Raw genomic sequence first — 13,875 nt, 5'->3', positions numbered from 1 at the left:
GGGGTTGTCAGGCGGCTTCGGACGCGCCGACGTGGCTGTGCAGCCGGTTCAGGACCTCGGCGAGCTGAGCGGCGACCTCGGCGTCGTCGACCGGGTGCGTCTCCGCGAAGCGGACCACGGAGCCGGGGACGGAGAGCTTGACGTCCTCCAGCACGGTGCCGCCGGCGATGCCCACGGCCTTGCGGGCCTCGTCCTGCGCCCAGACGCCGCCGAACTGGCCGTACGCGGTGCCGGCCACGACGACCGGCTTGCCGGTGAAGGCGCCCGCGCCGTACGGACGGGACAGCCAGTCGATGGCGTTCTTCAGGACGGCCGGGATGGTGCCGTTGTACTCGGGCGAGAAGAGCAGGAAGGCATCGGCGGCCGAGGCCGCGGCGCGCAGCCGGGCGGCGGAGGCGGGCACGCTGCCCTCGACGTCGATGTCCTCGTTGTAGAAGGGGATCTCGGCGAGGCCCTCGAAGAGCTCGACCTCGGCACCCTCCGGGGCGAGCTTGACGGCCGCCTCGGCGAGCTGACGGTTGTGGGAACCGGCGCGCAGGCTGCCGACGAGCGCGAGGATGCGTACGGACATGGATATCTCCCGAAACTGGAAAACGCTGAGCCGATGAAACACTGCCGCAACAAAACGGACCGAGGTCCGCTTAAAGGTGTACCACCGAAGCGGACCGCAGTCCAGTTGACCCTGTTGCCGTTACGCTGGCTTCATGTCCCATCCACTTCCGCCGTTTCCGAAGCGACCGGAACCGTCCGACGAGCCTGTCCTCATGGAGCTCACCGCCCCTGATGACGCCCCGCTGCGCGCCGACGCCGCCCGCAACCGCGCGCGGCTGCTGGAGGCTGCCGCCCGGCTGGTCGAGGAACAGGGAGTGGCCAGACTCACGATGGAAGGCGTCGCCTGCGCGGCGGCGGTGGGCAAGGGAACCGTCTTCCGGCGCTTCGGAGACCGCACCGGCCTCCTGATGGCGCTGCTCGACCACACCGAGCAGCGCTTCCAGACCGCCTTCATCAGCGGTCCGGCCCCGCTGGGCCCCGGCGCGTCACCGGTCGAGCGCCTGCACGCCTTCGGATGCCATGCCCTGCGCCAGACCTCCGAACAGCTCGACCTGTACCTCGCCGCCGAGCCCGAGGCCACCCGCCGCTTCACCTCCGCGCCGTACCGGGTCCGTTTCATGCATGTGTGCATGCTGCTGCGGCAGACGGGCTCGGGCACCGTCACGGACACCGAGCTCGTCGCCCAGACCCTGATGGGATACCTGGACCCCGCCCTGATCGGGCATCTGACCCGCCAGCGCGGTGTGTCGCCGGAGCGCCTGGAGACCGGCTGGTGTGACCTGGTGGACCGGAGCGTCGGTCCGCGCCCCGCCTGACACCCATCTGGCGCCGCCTCCCCGGCCGGGCGGACAATGCGGTCATGGGGCATCGTCTCGAGGACATGAGCGCACCCGCCCGGCTGGCCGGTCCGGAGGAGGGCATCAGTGCCCAAGAGCTGGCTCTCGCCGCCCGGAACCACGGACTGCCGCTGGAGGCCCTGCGCTACGAGGTCACTCCGCCGGGGCTGCACTATGTGCTGACGCACTACGACATCCCGTACGCCGAAGAGGCTTCCTGGCAGCTCGTTCTCGGCGGGCGGGTGCGGCGCCCGCTGCTGCTCGGAGTCGACGAGCTGAAGGCGTACCCCGCGGTCAGGCAGCGGGTGACCATGGAATGCGCCGGCAACGGTCGGGCCCTGCTGATGCCCCGGCCGGTGAGTCAGCCGTGGCTGGTCGAGGCGGTCGGGACCGCCGAGTGGACGGGCGTGCCGCTGCGGATGCTGCTCGCCGAGGCGGGGGTCGGACAGGACGCGGTGGACGTGGTGTTCACCGGCGCGGATCACGGCGTCGAGCGCGGCGTCGAGCAGGACTACCGGCGTGCCCTTCCGCTGGACGTGGCGCGGGGCGACGAGCCCGAGGTCCTGGTGGCGTACGCGATGAACGGCGCCCCGCTGCCGCCGCAGCACGGACATCCCCTGCGTCTCGTCGTGCCGGGCTGGTACGGCATGGCGCATGTGAAGTGGCTCCGGGAGATCACGGTGACGGAGACGCCGTTCCGGGGATTCCAGCAGGCTGTGGCGTACCGGCTGCGGCAGGACGCCGGTGAGGAGGGCGAGCCGGTCACCCGGATCGCCCCGCGCGCCCTGCTGGTCCCGCCGGGCTTCCCCGACTTCATGTCGCGGGTGCGGGCGGTCCGGCCGGGCACCGTCACCCTGACAGGACGTGCCTGGTCGGGGCGTGCGCCGGTGACCGGTGTCGAGGTCAGCACGGACGAGGGGCGCTCCTGGTGCCCGGCCGAACTGGACCGGGCGAACGATCACCGCTGGGCCTGGCGCGCGTGGCGGTTCACCTGGACGGCGACCCCCGGCCGGCATGTCCTCAGCGCCCGTGCCACCGACGCCGAAGGGCACACCCAGCCGCTCGACCAGCCCTGGAACAGGGGCGGCTTCGAGAACAACCTGGTCCAACGGGTCCCCGTGCTCTGCCTGGAGTCCGACGACGAGCCGGGACGCCGATGACGGCCTGTCGCGCGGACAAGGACATGCGACGCCGCCGACCGTGGCGCCATGGGATGGGGGGCAGGTCCCGCTCGGGACCTGCCCCCCATCCCGCCCCGGCGGGACTTCCGTCAGTTGAACGGATCCAGCGTGACGAAGGCCTGCTGCGGATTGCCGTCGTTGACGAGGGACTCGTGGTTGCCGACGTCGTCGAACGCGAACGCGTAGGCCTTGCCGTCGGCCATCTGCGCGTGGAGGTTGCGGGCGTACTGGTTGGTCACCGCGTCCGCGTAGAAGTTCGCGGAAGTGGTGTCCGGCTGGCTGGGGTTGGTCAGCAGCGTGGTGCGGTTGAAGCCCGCGCACAGGGTGCGTGAAATGGGGCCGCGCACCAGGTCGTTGGGCGCGTCGAGCAGCTTGTAGCAGCCGAAGATGCTGTCCGCGTCGGGCTTCTGGAAGCTGGTGACGACCGCACCGGAGCTGTTGGTGAAGTTCATGACGCCACCGGAGACCCGGCCGAAGTACTTGGTGTTCGGCTGGTCGCCGAACGGTGTCACCGTCAGGGTCGACGAACTGTACTTCGTCCAGACACGGTTGATGTAGTCGTTCATGACGGTGGCCGGCAGCGCGCCCGCCTCGATGCCGTGTCCCGGGGCGAGCGCCCGCAGAACCGTGCCGTCGGACCGGGTCTGGATGAGGTTCGCCCAGCCGCCCGGCTGACTCCGCAGCGCGTTGTAGAAGGCGTTGTAGCCACCGGCCTTGAGGTGACCGGTGCTCTTCGTGGTCCCGTCGGCGAGCTTGACCCCGACGGCGTACGGGGCCGAGAACATGTCGACCTGGGTGCTGTTGAGCCACAGACCGGAGTCGTTGAGCGTGTACTCGGACCAGTTGAAGAGGATGTTGTGGTTCGGGTCGCTCGGATTCTGCACGGCCGGTTGCACGAGTCCGCCGGTCGTCACCCGGAAGTCGAGCTTCTGCCCGAACGAGAAGTAGATCCGTCCGGAGAACTTGGGGAGCTGGATCGTCTTCGACTGGCCGTTGGCCGGTCCCACGATCGACGCGTCGGGCGCGGGCGTCGGAGGATTGCCGCCCACGGGCCACGCGTGGAAGGTGCCGTTCGCGTCGGCCCAGCCCTGCTTCCCCGTCGAGAGCTGCGTGCCGAGGTCGTATACGTAGACCTGCTCGCTGCGGCCCGAGTTGTTCGTGAACGTGAGGGGGATGGTCGCCGGGACGGCGGCTTCGGCACGGGAGGGCGCGCCGAAGGTGAGCAATGCCGCGGAGAGCGTGGCCGAGGCCAACGCCCAAGCCGGCCATCTGGTGTGTACGCGCACTCTCTGCCTCCTTGATGTGGGGGTTCAGCGAGGTGGAATACCGCGGACGGGAATCGTCCGCTTCCTCTTGAGAGCGCTCTCAGAATTACGCTCGGGTGACGTACATGTCAACGATTCACGCAAAGTTGGTCCGGTCCAACTTGCCGGTGCCGATGGTGAGTTCGGGCGAGACGTGGGTCCGGGCCGCCCTTCCCCGTGTCCGACGACCAGGCCTGACCCCTCGTGCGCAGGGTCTCGGCGTCGCGAGCGCGGCACGGGCGGTTCGTTCGCGGTCGTCGCCCATGACCCTTTGCCGTCAAGGGGGTTGACCGCGAAAAGCCTCCACTGGTTCAGTGGCTCATCCACTCAGCCACTTGCCCGGAGGGGGAAACGTGGAGGCTCTGCCCCGCGAGACCATCGTGGACGTCCTGGAGGACCGGCTGCGTACGGACATACTCGACGGCCGTCATCCGGCGGGGAGTTACCTTCCCGCTGAACGACGGCTGGCCGACGGGTACGGCGTCACGCGGACCACGCTCAAGCACGCCTTCGGGCGGCTCGTGCAGGCCGGGCTGCTGGAGACCCGGCACGGAGTCGGGACCCGGGTGCGGGACTACGCCCGGCTCGGCGGGGCGGATCTCCTTCCCATGCTCGTGCGGCACGACGCCGGCTGGGTGCGCGAGGTGTTCGAAGTGCGGCGCGGGGTGGGCGCGTTGATCGCCGGGCGGGCCGCCGAGCGCGGCACCCGCGTACAACGCGCCGAGTTGAGCGCGCTGCTGGCGGCCGTACGGCGTACCGAAGGCGCCGACGCGGTGCAGCTGGCCGATGTGGAGGTCCACCGTGCACTGGCCCGCGCCACCGGCAACCGCGTCTACGTGCTGCTGACGAACACCCTCTTCAACGCCTACCTGCCGGTCCGCTCCCTGCTGAAGGGACCCTTCACCGACCCGGAGGCCGCCCACGAGCGGCTGGCGCCGGTCGTCGAGGCCGTGACCGCGGGGGACGCCCGGCGAGCGCACGCGGCGGCCGACGACTACCTCCGGGTCACCGAGCGCATCATGCTGGAGGGTCTCGCGTGAGGGGCACGGTGTTCACCGAGACGATGCTCGGCACGGTCCGCCTCGACGGCGAGCCCGGCGAGCGGCGCATCCGGCTCGACCTGCGCGCCGCCGCCGACCGGGTCCTGCTCCCGCACCGCACGACGCGGGCTCGCCTGACCGGCCGGGCGCGCATCGCCGGACACGCCGACGACCGCTGCGTCGAGGGCGAGTTGGAGGTGTCGCCGATCGCCGGGCGGCGCATCCGCTACCGGCTCACGTTCACCGCCGGCGGGCGCCGCCTCACGCTGGACGGCTGGAAGTCGGTGACCCCGCGCCGTCCCCTCGCGTCGATGACCGTGCTGCCGTTCACCGTGTACGAGGGCGGCACACGGGTGGGCGAGGGCGTCCTGCGCTTCCCCGTGGCCACCGGACTCGCCCCCTTCCTGCTCAGCTTCCGCTTCCCGCGCCGCGAGAACCCCGCGGAACACCTGGCCCCGCGATGGAACGGCGTCCCGGGCCGCACCGAGGTCTGGTACACCACCCTCACCGACCCGGCGAGCGGCACCGGAATCTGGCTGCACCACGAACTCACCGCACCCGCCGACGGATCCGAGCCGTTCGCCCATGGCTGGGCCGCGGCGTTCCCCCGCGAGGGCGAGGTACGGCACGCCCGCTTCGGACCCGTTCCCTGGACCCGGCCGACGGACGGATTCGCAGCCGAGGATGTGACGTGCTGTGCCGGTCAACTGACCGGCACAGCAGGCGACTTCTCCTGGAATCTCACCGAACGACCGCAGGGGCCACCGCTGTTCACCTTCCCCCGCTGGTCATGGCGCCGCCCCGTGCTGCCCGCCGCCCAGATGCTCCCGGCCGACCGAGCCACGTACGAAGGCGAAGTCTCGTACGGGGGAGCGACCTTGACCCTGCGCGGCGCACCCGGCGCATCGGCCCGGATCTACGGGCACGGCAACGCGCACCGGTGGACCTGGCTGCACGCGGACCTCGGCGACGGCGACGTCCTGGAGATCGTCGCCGCCGTGTCCACCCGGCCCGCGCTGCGACGGCTGCCCCCGCTCGTCTTCCTGCGCCTGCGCCGCGGCGGTCGCACCTGGCCGCGGCGACCGGAGCGCTCCGCCATCGGCCGGCTCGGACTCGGACGCTTCAAGGCCGCGTTCGGCCTGCCCGCATGGACGGTCACCGGCCGGACGGCGCTGCGCCGCATCCGCGTCGAGGTGAATCAGCCCGCAGAGCGGACCCTCACCCTGGAGTACCGCGACCCGGACGGCGCCCGCGCGGTGTGCCGCAACAGCGAGTCCGCCGACGCCCGGATCGTCCTGGAGCGCTGGTGGGGCCACTGGCGCCCGGAAGCCTCCTGGGTGCTGGACGGCACCGCGCACGCCGAGTCGGGCGACCGATGACCGCCGACGGGCTCGTCGCCGCGCTGCTCGCCGACGAGGGCGGCATGAAGTGGCCCGCCCGTGTGCCGTACCGCCTCGACTCGGTGCTCGCCGCACTGCCCCGGCCCGCCCGCGCCGCGGTGCACACCGCCGTCGCCGCCCTGGAGACGTACGCCGTGGTGCGCACCGGCAGACGCCTGGCGGCTCTCGGCCCCGACGAACGCGAGGACGTGCTCCGCTCCCTGGCCGCACGACCCCGGCTCGCCCCGCTGCTGGACCTCCTCAAGGTTCCCGTGCTGCTGGCCGCGGGCACCGAACGGATGCCGGTCGCCCCCGCAACCGCGACCACCCCGGTCGATCCGCCCCTCGACTGCACCCCGGCGGAGGAATGGCCGGCCCGCAGCACCGCGGACGTGATCGTCGTCGGCTCCGGAGCGGGCGGCGCGATGGCCGCACGGACCTTCGCGCTCGCCGGACTGAACGTGGTCGTCCTGGAGGAGGGCCGGCACCACTCCACCGCGTCCTTCGGCCGCCGGGCGCCCCTCGACCGGTTCGCCGAGCTGTACCGGGACGGCGGCGCCACCGTGGCCGTCGGCCGTCCGCCGATCCTGCTGCCGGTCGGCCGTGCCGTCGGCGGCACCACCGTCGTCAACTCCGGTACCTGCTACCGCACTCCGGACCATGTCCTGGCACGCTGGAGCAGCGCGTTCGGGTTCGGGCCCGCCGACCGCTTCGGGCCCTTCCTCGACGAGGCCGAGCGAACCCTGCGCGTGGCACCGCAGCCCCTCGACGTCCTCGGCAACAACGGACTGCTCACCCTCGCCGGCGCCGAACGCCTCGGCTGGCGGGCCGCGCCGCTGCGCCGCAACGCCCCCGGCTGCAAGGGCTCGTGCCAGTGTGTGGTGGGCTGCCCCACCGGCGCCAAACAGAGCGTGCAGCTGTCCGTCCTGCCCGACGCCTGCGCCGCCGGTGCCCGGATCGTCACCGGCGCACGGGTCCGCCGCATCCTGCTGGACCACGACGTGCCGGGCCCGCCCCGCGCCGCCGGAGTCCGGGTCCGCCGCGCCGACGGCAGCGAACTGGAGATCCTCAGCCCCCTCGTCGTGACGGCGGCCGGGACCCTGCAGACACCGCCCCTGCTGCGCCGCTCGGGTCTCGGCGGGCACCCCCGTCTGGGCCGCAACCTCAGCGTGCACCCGGCCACCAGCGTCGCCGGACGCTTCGCCGAGCCGGTGACGGCCTGGCGGGGCGTGCTGCAGAGTGTCGGCGTCGAAGAACTGCACGCACGCGGAATCCTGGTCGAGGCGACCGCGAGCCCGCCCGGCATGAGCAGCTTCGTCCTTCCCGGCCTCGGCCGGGAACTGCGGCGGGAACTGGAGGGCGCGGACCATCTGGCGACCCTTGGCGCCATGATCGCCGACCGCCCCTCCGGTCAGGTCCGGGGCCGGGAACGGACACTCGTCCGCTACGACCTCGACCCCCGCGACGGCGACCGGCTGATGACCGCCGTACGTGCCATGGGCCGTCTGCTCTTCGCCGCCGGGGCGGAGGAGGTCCTCACCGGCGTCCCGCGTGCGCCCCGGGCCCGCTCGCTCGACGCGTTCGACGAACTGCTCACCTCGGTGACCGCCCGCGATCTGCACGTGTCGGCGTTCCACCCGACCGGCACGGTGGCCGCGGGCGCCGATCCGCAGCGGGCGCCCGCCGACCCCGAAGGCAGGCTGCGCGGTGTCCACGGAGTCCTGGTGGCGGACGGCTCGGTCCTGCCGGGCTGCCCGGAGGTCAACCCGCAGCTGAGCATCATGGCGGCGGCCCTGGCGATCTCGGACGCGTGGCTGGAGGGAGCACGGCACGGGCGCTGATGCCGTGTGCGCCACCCCAATGGGCCCCCGCGGTTCGCCGTCGCCCGGCGCGGCACGGAGCATGAGGGAGTCCGTACGGCAGGAAAAGGACGAGCCCCCGTGCCCCGTACGGCAGGAAGAGGCGAGCCCCATGAGCAGAGGTGTTCCCCACGGCCGGAGCGGATCACGGCGTATCGCCGCCCTGCTGTCCGCGATCGCGTGCGGCTCCGTTCTCGTCTCATGCAGCTCGGACGACGGCGGCGGCAGCAGTACGGCCTCGATCACACCCCGGCCGACGCCCCCGAACGCGTCCAACTTCACGGGGACCCCGCCGTCCGCCATCGCCTCGGCCGCCTCCTCGATCATCGAGTCGGCGACCGGGCGGGCGTCGTCGGCGGCCGCCTCCGTCTCCGCCAGAGCGTCTGAGTTCGCGGCCTCGGTCTCCGCCGACACCGCCCGCGCCGCCGCCACCGCCGAGAAGCAGCTGAAGAACGTGAAGGGCAGCGGCAACGCGACGTCCGAGGTCAGCATGACCGGCCTGCCCACGGCGGAGACCGGCGGGCTGCGCGCCGTGGTCGTCACCATCACCAACAACTCCGGCAAGACGGCGTCGTACGCCGTGCAGGTCGACTTCAAGAACCCCGACGGGAAGGTCGTGCAGACGTCGTTCGTCGGGAAGGAGAACCTCGAGCCGGGCAAGAAGGCGCAGCCGGTCGTGATCAGCAGGCAGCCCGCGGAGCCCCAGCTCACCCCCGTGCTGGCCAAGGCTCAGCGGTACTGACGGGCGCCCGACGGGCGAGAGCGACCATGGGGCGCCCATCAGCACATTGACGGAGTGTCAGTCCTCCCGGACGAGGTGCACCGCCGTGCTGGACCAGTCGCCCGCGGGCAGGTCGAGGTCGAGCCCGTACTCGCCGAGCACCGTGGAGTGGTGCACGACGCCGGTGCGGGCGTCGCGGTAGCGGCCCCCGGGGGTCAGACCGCGCGGCCGGACCGGCAGCCTCGGCGCGCCGTGGTGGGAGACGCGCCGGTAGGCGAGCAGCAGGGTCTCCGAGGCGTCCGCGGCGGTGTACTGCACCACGCAGACCGAGTCCTCGGCGGGTGGTGACAGCCGGTCCAGCCTGCCGTGCTGGACGAGATGGCGGACCTTCTTGTACGTGGCGACCAGGTCGGCCCCCTCGCGTCGTTCTTCCTCGGACCAGTGGGTGAGATCGCCCCCGATGCCGAGCGCCCCGGCCATCGCGACATGGAAGCGGAAGCGCAGCGGGACCGTACGGCCGGTGAGCTGGTTGGGTACGTCGGTCACCCAGGCGCCCATCGTGCGGGCGGGGTAGATCTGGCCGTAGCCGTGCTGGATCCCCATCCGGTCGGCGGCGTCGGTGTTGTCCGACGCCCACGCCTGGTCCGTGCGGGCCAGGATGCCCAGGTCGACCCGGCCGCCGCCACCGCTGCACGTCTCGATCCGCAGCCCCGGATGGTCAGCCCGCAGCCGGTCGAGGACGCCGTAGAGATTGCGCACGTACGCGGGGCCGAGGTGGTCGGTGCCGTCCTGCCGGTCGGGCCAGCCGGCCTCGCTGAACGCGCGGTTCATGTCCCACTTGAGGAAGTCGATGCCGTGGTCGCCGACCAGCCGGGTCAGCCAGCCGTGGGCCCAGTCGGCGACCTCGCGGCGGGCGAAGTTGAGGACCAGCTGGTTGCGCAGCTCGGAGCGGGGGCGGCTGGGGAAGTGCAGTACCCAGTCGGGGTGTTCGCGGTACAGGTCGCTGTCCGGGTTCACCATCTCGGGCTCCACCCAGAGGCCGAAGCGCATCCCGAGCCCGTGCACCGCGCGGACCAGCGGGGCCAGCCCGTCCGGGAAGCGGTCGGACGCCGGTGTCCAGTCGCCGAGGCCCGCCCGGTCGCTGCGGCGCGCCCCGAACCAGCCGTCGTCGACGACGTAGAGCTCCACCCCGAGTGCCGCCGCCCGCTCGGCGAGCGCCTTCTGCCCGACCTCGTCGACGTCGAAGCCGGTGGCCTCCCAGGAGTTGTAGAGCACCGGGGCGAACTCGTCCGCGTGGGGCAGGACATGGGCCAGGACGTACGCGTGCCAGGCGCGGCTGGCCGCGCCGAAGCCGCCGTCGGTGCACAGTCCCGCGAACGGGGGAGTGGTGAACTCCTCGCCCGGCGCGAGCGGCACGGTCGTGCCGTCCTGGCCGGGGCCGCCGGTGAATCCGGCCCGCCCGTCGGGGGTGCGCTGCACGGTGACGCGCCAACTCCCGCTCCACGCGAGGGCGGCGCTCCACACCCGTCCGTGGTCCTCCGTCGCCTCACCCGCGTCGAGCATCAGCCACGGGTTCGCGTGGTGGCTGGTGATCCCGCGACGGCTGGTCAACACGGTTTCGCCGTACGGCAGTCGGTCGCGGCGCAACTGGCTCTCGGCGGACCACTGGCCCGTGACATGGCTGAGCCGGTAGTCCCGCAGCGGCGGCAGGGTCCAGGCGGCGGAGTCGGCACGGAGCAGAGTGACGGGCTCGTCGCCGTCGTTGCGGACGACGGTCCAGCGCTCGATGACGTCCGTGTCCTCGTGCACCCGGTAGTGGAGCGCCACCCGCAACGGGTAGCGGCGGTCGTGGAACGACAGGGTCAGCTCGCCCTCGTCTGCATGGTGGCCGGTCGGCTGCCACTCGAAGGCGCGGGAGCCGTCCGCGAACCGCACCTGCAGTGACGGAGGTCCGTAGCGCGTGCCGCCGTCGACGGGCAGCTCCTCCCCGACGGGCGGTCTGCCCTCGAAGCTGCTGGCCTCGGGCGCGGGTGGCACGGCGAGCTCCCCGGCCTCCGTCGGCGTCAGTCGTGGGCCCCACGCGACATGGCAGGGCGCTCCGGTCTCGTCGATCCGCAGTGCGTACGAGGTGCGCGGTGTGGACAGCAGCCAGACCCCGGTGTCCGGGGCGAAGGAGATCGGCGACATGGATCCTCGCGTTCGGGTGATGCTCACGTACGAGACAAGGGAAAGCCAATCCTGACCTTGGATCACATGTCAATGGCCGCTCGCATTCAAGAATTCACAGGTCGTAGGTACCTCATAGAGCATGCTCAAGTGAGTCCTGTTTCTTTCATTGACAGCAGAAAATAAAGGCCTTAGGTTCCGGCCATGCGCTCGACCTCTCCCACCGAGGCGTTCCCGGCCCACACGCCGGCCGCTTCCCAGATCTTCACCACCGTGCTGTCCCACGGCCCGCTCACGCGGTCGGAGATAGCGGGGCGGACCCGGTTGTCGGCGGCGGCGGTCACCAAGGCGGTCCGGCCGCTGATCGAGGCCGGCTACCTCGTGGAGGACATCGCCGAGGACGCACGGCAGCCCGTCCTCGGGCGGCCCGCCAACCCGGTGCGGGTCGACGGCGGGAGGGCCTTGTTCCTGGGGATCAAGGTGACGGGCGACGAGCTCATCGCCGTACTCACCGACCTGTGCTGCCGCATCCGGGTCGCCCGGCGCGTTCCGCTCACCTCCCGCGAACCCAAGGCGGTACTGACCTCCGTCGCGGGGCTCGCACAGGAACTGCTGACGGAGGCGGACGGCTTCGGGGTGCAGGTCCGAGGGCTCGGCATCGCCGTCTCGGGTGACGTGGACCGCGCGGCCGGGGTGGTGCGCTACTCCCCGTTCCTGGAGTGGCGCGACGTGCCCCTCGCAGAACTGGTCGCGACCACGACCGGACTGGCGGTCACCCTCGACAACGACGTCCGGGCGCTGACGGTGGCCGAGCAGTGGTTCGGGGCCGGGGTGGGGCTGTCCGACTTCGCGCTGGTGACCGTCGGCGCGGGCATCGGCTGCGGTCTGGTGGTACACGGACAGGTGGTGGCGGGAGCGCACGGCGTGGCCGGTGAGATCGGGCACGTGGCGATCGACCCGGCTGGTCCCCGCTGCCACTGCGGCAACCGGGGCTGCGTCGAGGCGATCGCCTCGGACCCCGCGATCGTCGGCCGGATCCGGGAGGTCACCGGCGCGAGCGTCGCCGACGCCACCGAGGCCCTGGCCCTCGCCCATGACGGCGATCCCGGAGCCCGGGAGGTGTACGCCCGGGCGGGAGCGGCGATCGGCCGGGGCATCGCGACCGTGGCCAACCTCCTGGGCCCCGAGCGCGTGATCATCTCCGGCGAGGGCCTGGCCGCCTATGACCTGTTCGCCGAGCAGATCCGTGACGCGTTCGCCGCGGCCGCCTTCGGCTCGGCCGCGGACTGCGACGTACAGACCAGGCCGCTGCCCTTCGAGGAGTGGGCGCGCGGGGCGGCGGCCACCGCGATCCAGTCCTTCATCACCGCCTCGGACGCGCGCTGAAGAGCACCACGCCCTGAGGGGCGAGCGCGCGCCGAACAGCGCACACGCACCGACCAGCACGTACTGAAGAACAGCCACGCACTGAAGATCAGACATGTACGGACACGCGTGAGGAGCAACAATGACGCAGCAGAGCCGCAATCCAATGGCTGCGCGTGACCCGGGCCGCCGCAGAGTCGTCGGCGGACTGTTCGGACTCGGCGCCGCCGCGCTGGCCGCGCCCGTTCTGACCGCCTGCGGCGGGGGAGCGGGGGCCGACCCGAAGACGGTCACCTTCGGATCCAACGGCGCCGACGCCACCCCCAAGAAGGCCTACGCCTCCGCCACCGATGCGTTCGCCAGAGACAGCGGTCTGACGGTGAAGACGAACACCGTCGACCACGACACCTTCCAGAAGAGCATCTCCACCTATCTGCAGGGCACCCCCGACGACGTCTTCACCTGGTTCGCCGGTTACCGCATGCAGTACTTCGCCAAGAAGAAGCTCTGCAGCCCCCTCGACGACGTGTGGGACAAGATAGGCGCCGACTTCAGCGACGCCACCAAGCAGCTCTCCCGAGGCGAGGACGGCAAGTACTACTTCGTGCCGCTGTACAACTACCCGTGGGCCGTCTTCTACCGCAAGAGCCTCTTCAAGGAGCGCGGCTACCAAGTCCCCCAGAAGTGGAACGAGTTCATCGCGCTCACGAAGCGGATGAAGAAGGACGGGCTCTCTCCGATCGCCTCCGGATACGGCGGCGGCGACAGTTGGAGCATCCTCGGCGCCTTCGACTACGTGAACATGCGGACCAACGGCTACGACTTCCACATGTCCCTGATGCGCGGCAAGGTCTCCTGGAGCGACAAGCGCACCCTCGCCACCCTCGACCACTGGCGCGAACTCGCCTCCTACTACCAACAGGGTGCCGCCGGCCGTTCCTGGCAGGACGCCGCCCAGTCGCTGCTCGACAAGAAGTCCGGGATGGCCGTCATCGGCCTCTTCCTCGGACAGCAGATCACCGACGAGAAGATACGCGCCGACATCGACTTCTTCCCCTTCCCCGAGATCGACGCCGCGCACGGTCAGGACGCCGTCGAGGCACCCACGGACGGCTTCATGCTCAGCCGTCGGCCCAGGAACGAGGCCGGTGCCAAGAAGTTCCTGGAGTTCCTCGGCGGCGCCCACGCCGAGGAGCTGTACATGGGCGTCGACCCGAGCAACCTCGCCGTCAACGAGAAGGCGACCACCGGCTCGTACAACGCGCTCCAGAAGAAGTCCGACGACCTCATCGCCTCCGCCAAGCACATCAGCCAGTTCGCGGACCGCGACAGCGACCCCGGCTTCATCTCCACCGTCGTACTCCCCGGCCTGACCGAGTGGCTCGGCCACCCCGACGACGGCTCGGGAACGCTGACGAAGATCGAGTCCCAGCGCTCGCGCTTCTTCACGGCCTGACCAGGACCGGAAAGGT

Annotated in this window: 11 protein-coding genes; 8 read left to right on the top strand and 3 right to left on the bottom strand. The window is 71.5% G+C overall.

Annotated elements, in window-relative coordinates:
* Nucleotides 1-7: 7 nt before the first annotated feature.
* Complete coding sequence (locus tag N4G66_RS30245; RefSeq protein WP_261707434.1) at nucleotides 8-571, bottom strand: NAD(P)H-dependent oxidoreductase; 564 nt, start codon at nucleotides 569-571, stop codon at nucleotides 8-10.
* A 133-nt stretch (nucleotides 572-704) separates the two neighbouring features.
* On the opposite strand from N4G66_RS30245, the gene N4G66_RS30240 reads away from it, so the two are divergent.
* Together N4G66_RS30240 and N4G66_RS30235 are read left to right on the top strand one after the other, a co-directional pair.
* Entirely contained in the window at nucleotides 705-1,367 is a 663-nt protein-coding gene (locus N4G66_RS30240) for a TetR/AcrR family transcriptional regulator (RefSeq protein ID WP_261707433.1), read from the top strand.
* 44 nt (nucleotides 1,368-1,411) lie between these two features.
* Entirely contained in the window at nucleotides 1,412-2,548 is a 1,137-nt protein-coding gene (locus N4G66_RS30235; RefSeq protein WP_261707432.1) for a sulfite oxidase, read from the top strand.
* A 110-nt stretch (nucleotides 2,549-2,658) separates the two neighbouring features.
* On the opposite strand, the gene N4G66_RS30230 is transcribed toward N4G66_RS30235, so the two are convergent.
* Nucleotides 2,659-3,855: a glycoside hydrolase family 64 protein gene (locus N4G66_RS30230; protein ID WP_391858910.1), complete on the bottom strand. Its 1,197-nt coding sequence runs from the start codon at nucleotides 3,853-3,855 to the stop codon at nucleotides 2,659-2,661.
* 371 nt (nucleotides 3,856-4,226) lie between these two features.
* On the opposite strand from N4G66_RS30230, the gene N4G66_RS30225 reads away from it, so the two are divergent.
* From N4G66_RS30225 to N4G66_RS30210, 4 genes are all read left to right on the top strand, one after another.
* Nucleotides 4,227-4,913: a FadR/GntR family transcriptional regulator gene (locus tag N4G66_RS30225; protein ID WP_261707431.1), complete on the top strand. Its 687-nt coding sequence runs from the start codon at nucleotides 4,227-4,229 to the stop codon at nucleotides 4,911-4,913.
* Entirely contained in the window at nucleotides 4,910-6,292 is a 1,383-nt protein-coding gene (locus N4G66_RS30220) for a hypothetical protein (protein WP_261707430.1), read from the top strand. The genes N4G66_RS30225 and N4G66_RS30220 overlap by 4 nt, the downstream gene beginning before the upstream one ends.
* Nucleotides 6,289-8,133, top strand: a complete 1,845-nt coding sequence (locus tag N4G66_RS30215) for a GMC family oxidoreductase (protein ID WP_261707429.1) — start codon at nucleotides 6,289-6,291, stop codon at nucleotides 8,131-8,133. The genes N4G66_RS30220 and N4G66_RS30215 overlap by 4 nt, the downstream gene beginning before the upstream one ends.
* 130 nt (nucleotides 8,134-8,263) lie before the next feature.
* Nucleotides 8,264-8,893, top strand: coding sequence for a hypothetical protein (locus N4G66_RS30210; RefSeq protein WP_261707428.1), 630 nt, complete (start codon nucleotides 8,264-8,266; stop codon nucleotides 8,891-8,893).
* Nucleotides 8,894-8,950: 57 nt separating this feature from the next.
* On the opposite strand, the gene N4G66_RS30205 is transcribed toward N4G66_RS30210, so the two are convergent.
* On the bottom strand, nucleotides 8,951-11,059 hold the full coding sequence (locus N4G66_RS30205) for an alpha-galactosidase (protein ID WP_261707427.1): 2,109 nt from the start codon (nucleotides 11,057-11,059) through the stop codon (nucleotides 8,951-8,953).
* A gap of 183 nt (nucleotides 11,060-11,242) precedes the next feature.
* Here N4G66_RS30205 and N4G66_RS30200 point away from each other — a divergent pair, with 183 nt between their 5' ends.
* Together N4G66_RS30200 and N4G66_RS30195 are read left to right on the top strand one after the other, a co-directional pair.
* Nucleotides 11,243-12,424 (top strand): ROK family transcriptional regulator, encoded by a 1,182-nt coding sequence (locus tag N4G66_RS30200; protein ID WP_261707426.1) that lies wholly within the window; start codon nucleotides 11,243-11,245, stop codon nucleotides 12,422-12,424.
* A 121-nt stretch (nucleotides 12,425-12,545) separates the two neighbouring features.
* Entirely contained in the window at nucleotides 12,546-13,859 is a 1,314-nt protein-coding gene (locus tag N4G66_RS30195) for an ABC transporter substrate-binding protein (RefSeq protein ID WP_261707425.1), read from the top strand.
* The last annotated feature ends 16 nt before the right edge of the window (nucleotides 13,860-13,875 follow it).

It is taken from the genome of Streptomyces rhizosphaerihabitans, from assembly GCF_025399795.1.
GTDB classification, from domain to species: Bacteria; Actinomycetota; Actinomycetes; order Streptomycetales; family Streptomycetaceae; genus Streptomyces; species Streptomyces rhizosphaerihabitans.
Note: the sequence above shows the minus strand (reverse complement) of the source record. Positions and strands in the feature narration are given on the sequence as shown.

Bases quoted from the DNA above. Each gene is read 5' to 3' on its own strand.
- N4G66_RS30245 (WP_261707434.1), bottom strand. From the start codon at position 571: ATGTCCGTACGCATCCTCGCGCTCGTCGGCAGCCTGCGCGCCGGTTCC.
- N4G66_RS30240 (WP_261707433.1), top strand. From the start codon at position 705: ATGTCCCATCCACTTCCGCCGTTTCCGAAGCGACCGGAACCGTCCGAC.
- N4G66_RS30235 (WP_261707432.1), top strand. From the start codon at position 1,412: ATGGGGCATCGTCTCGAGGACATGAGCGCACCCGCCCGGCTGGCCGGT.
- N4G66_RS30215 (WP_261707429.1), top strand. From the start codon at position 6,289: ATGACCGCCGACGGGCTCGTCGCCGCGCTGCTCGCCGACGAGGGCGGC.
- N4G66_RS30210 (WP_261707428.1), top strand. From the start codon at position 8,264: ATGAGCAGAGGTGTTCCCCACGGCCGGAGCGGATCACGGCGTATCGCC.
- N4G66_RS30205 (WP_261707427.1), bottom strand. From the start codon at position 11,059: ATGTCGCCGATCTCCTTCGCCCCGGACACCGGGGTCTGGCTGCTGTCC.
- N4G66_RS30200 (WP_261707426.1), top strand. From the start codon at position 11,243: ATGCGCTCGACCTCTCCCACCGAGGCGTTCCCGGCCCACACGCCGGCC.
- N4G66_RS30195 (WP_261707425.1), top strand. From the start codon at position 12,546: ATGACGCAGCAGAGCCGCAATCCAATGGCTGCGCGTGACCCGGGCCGC.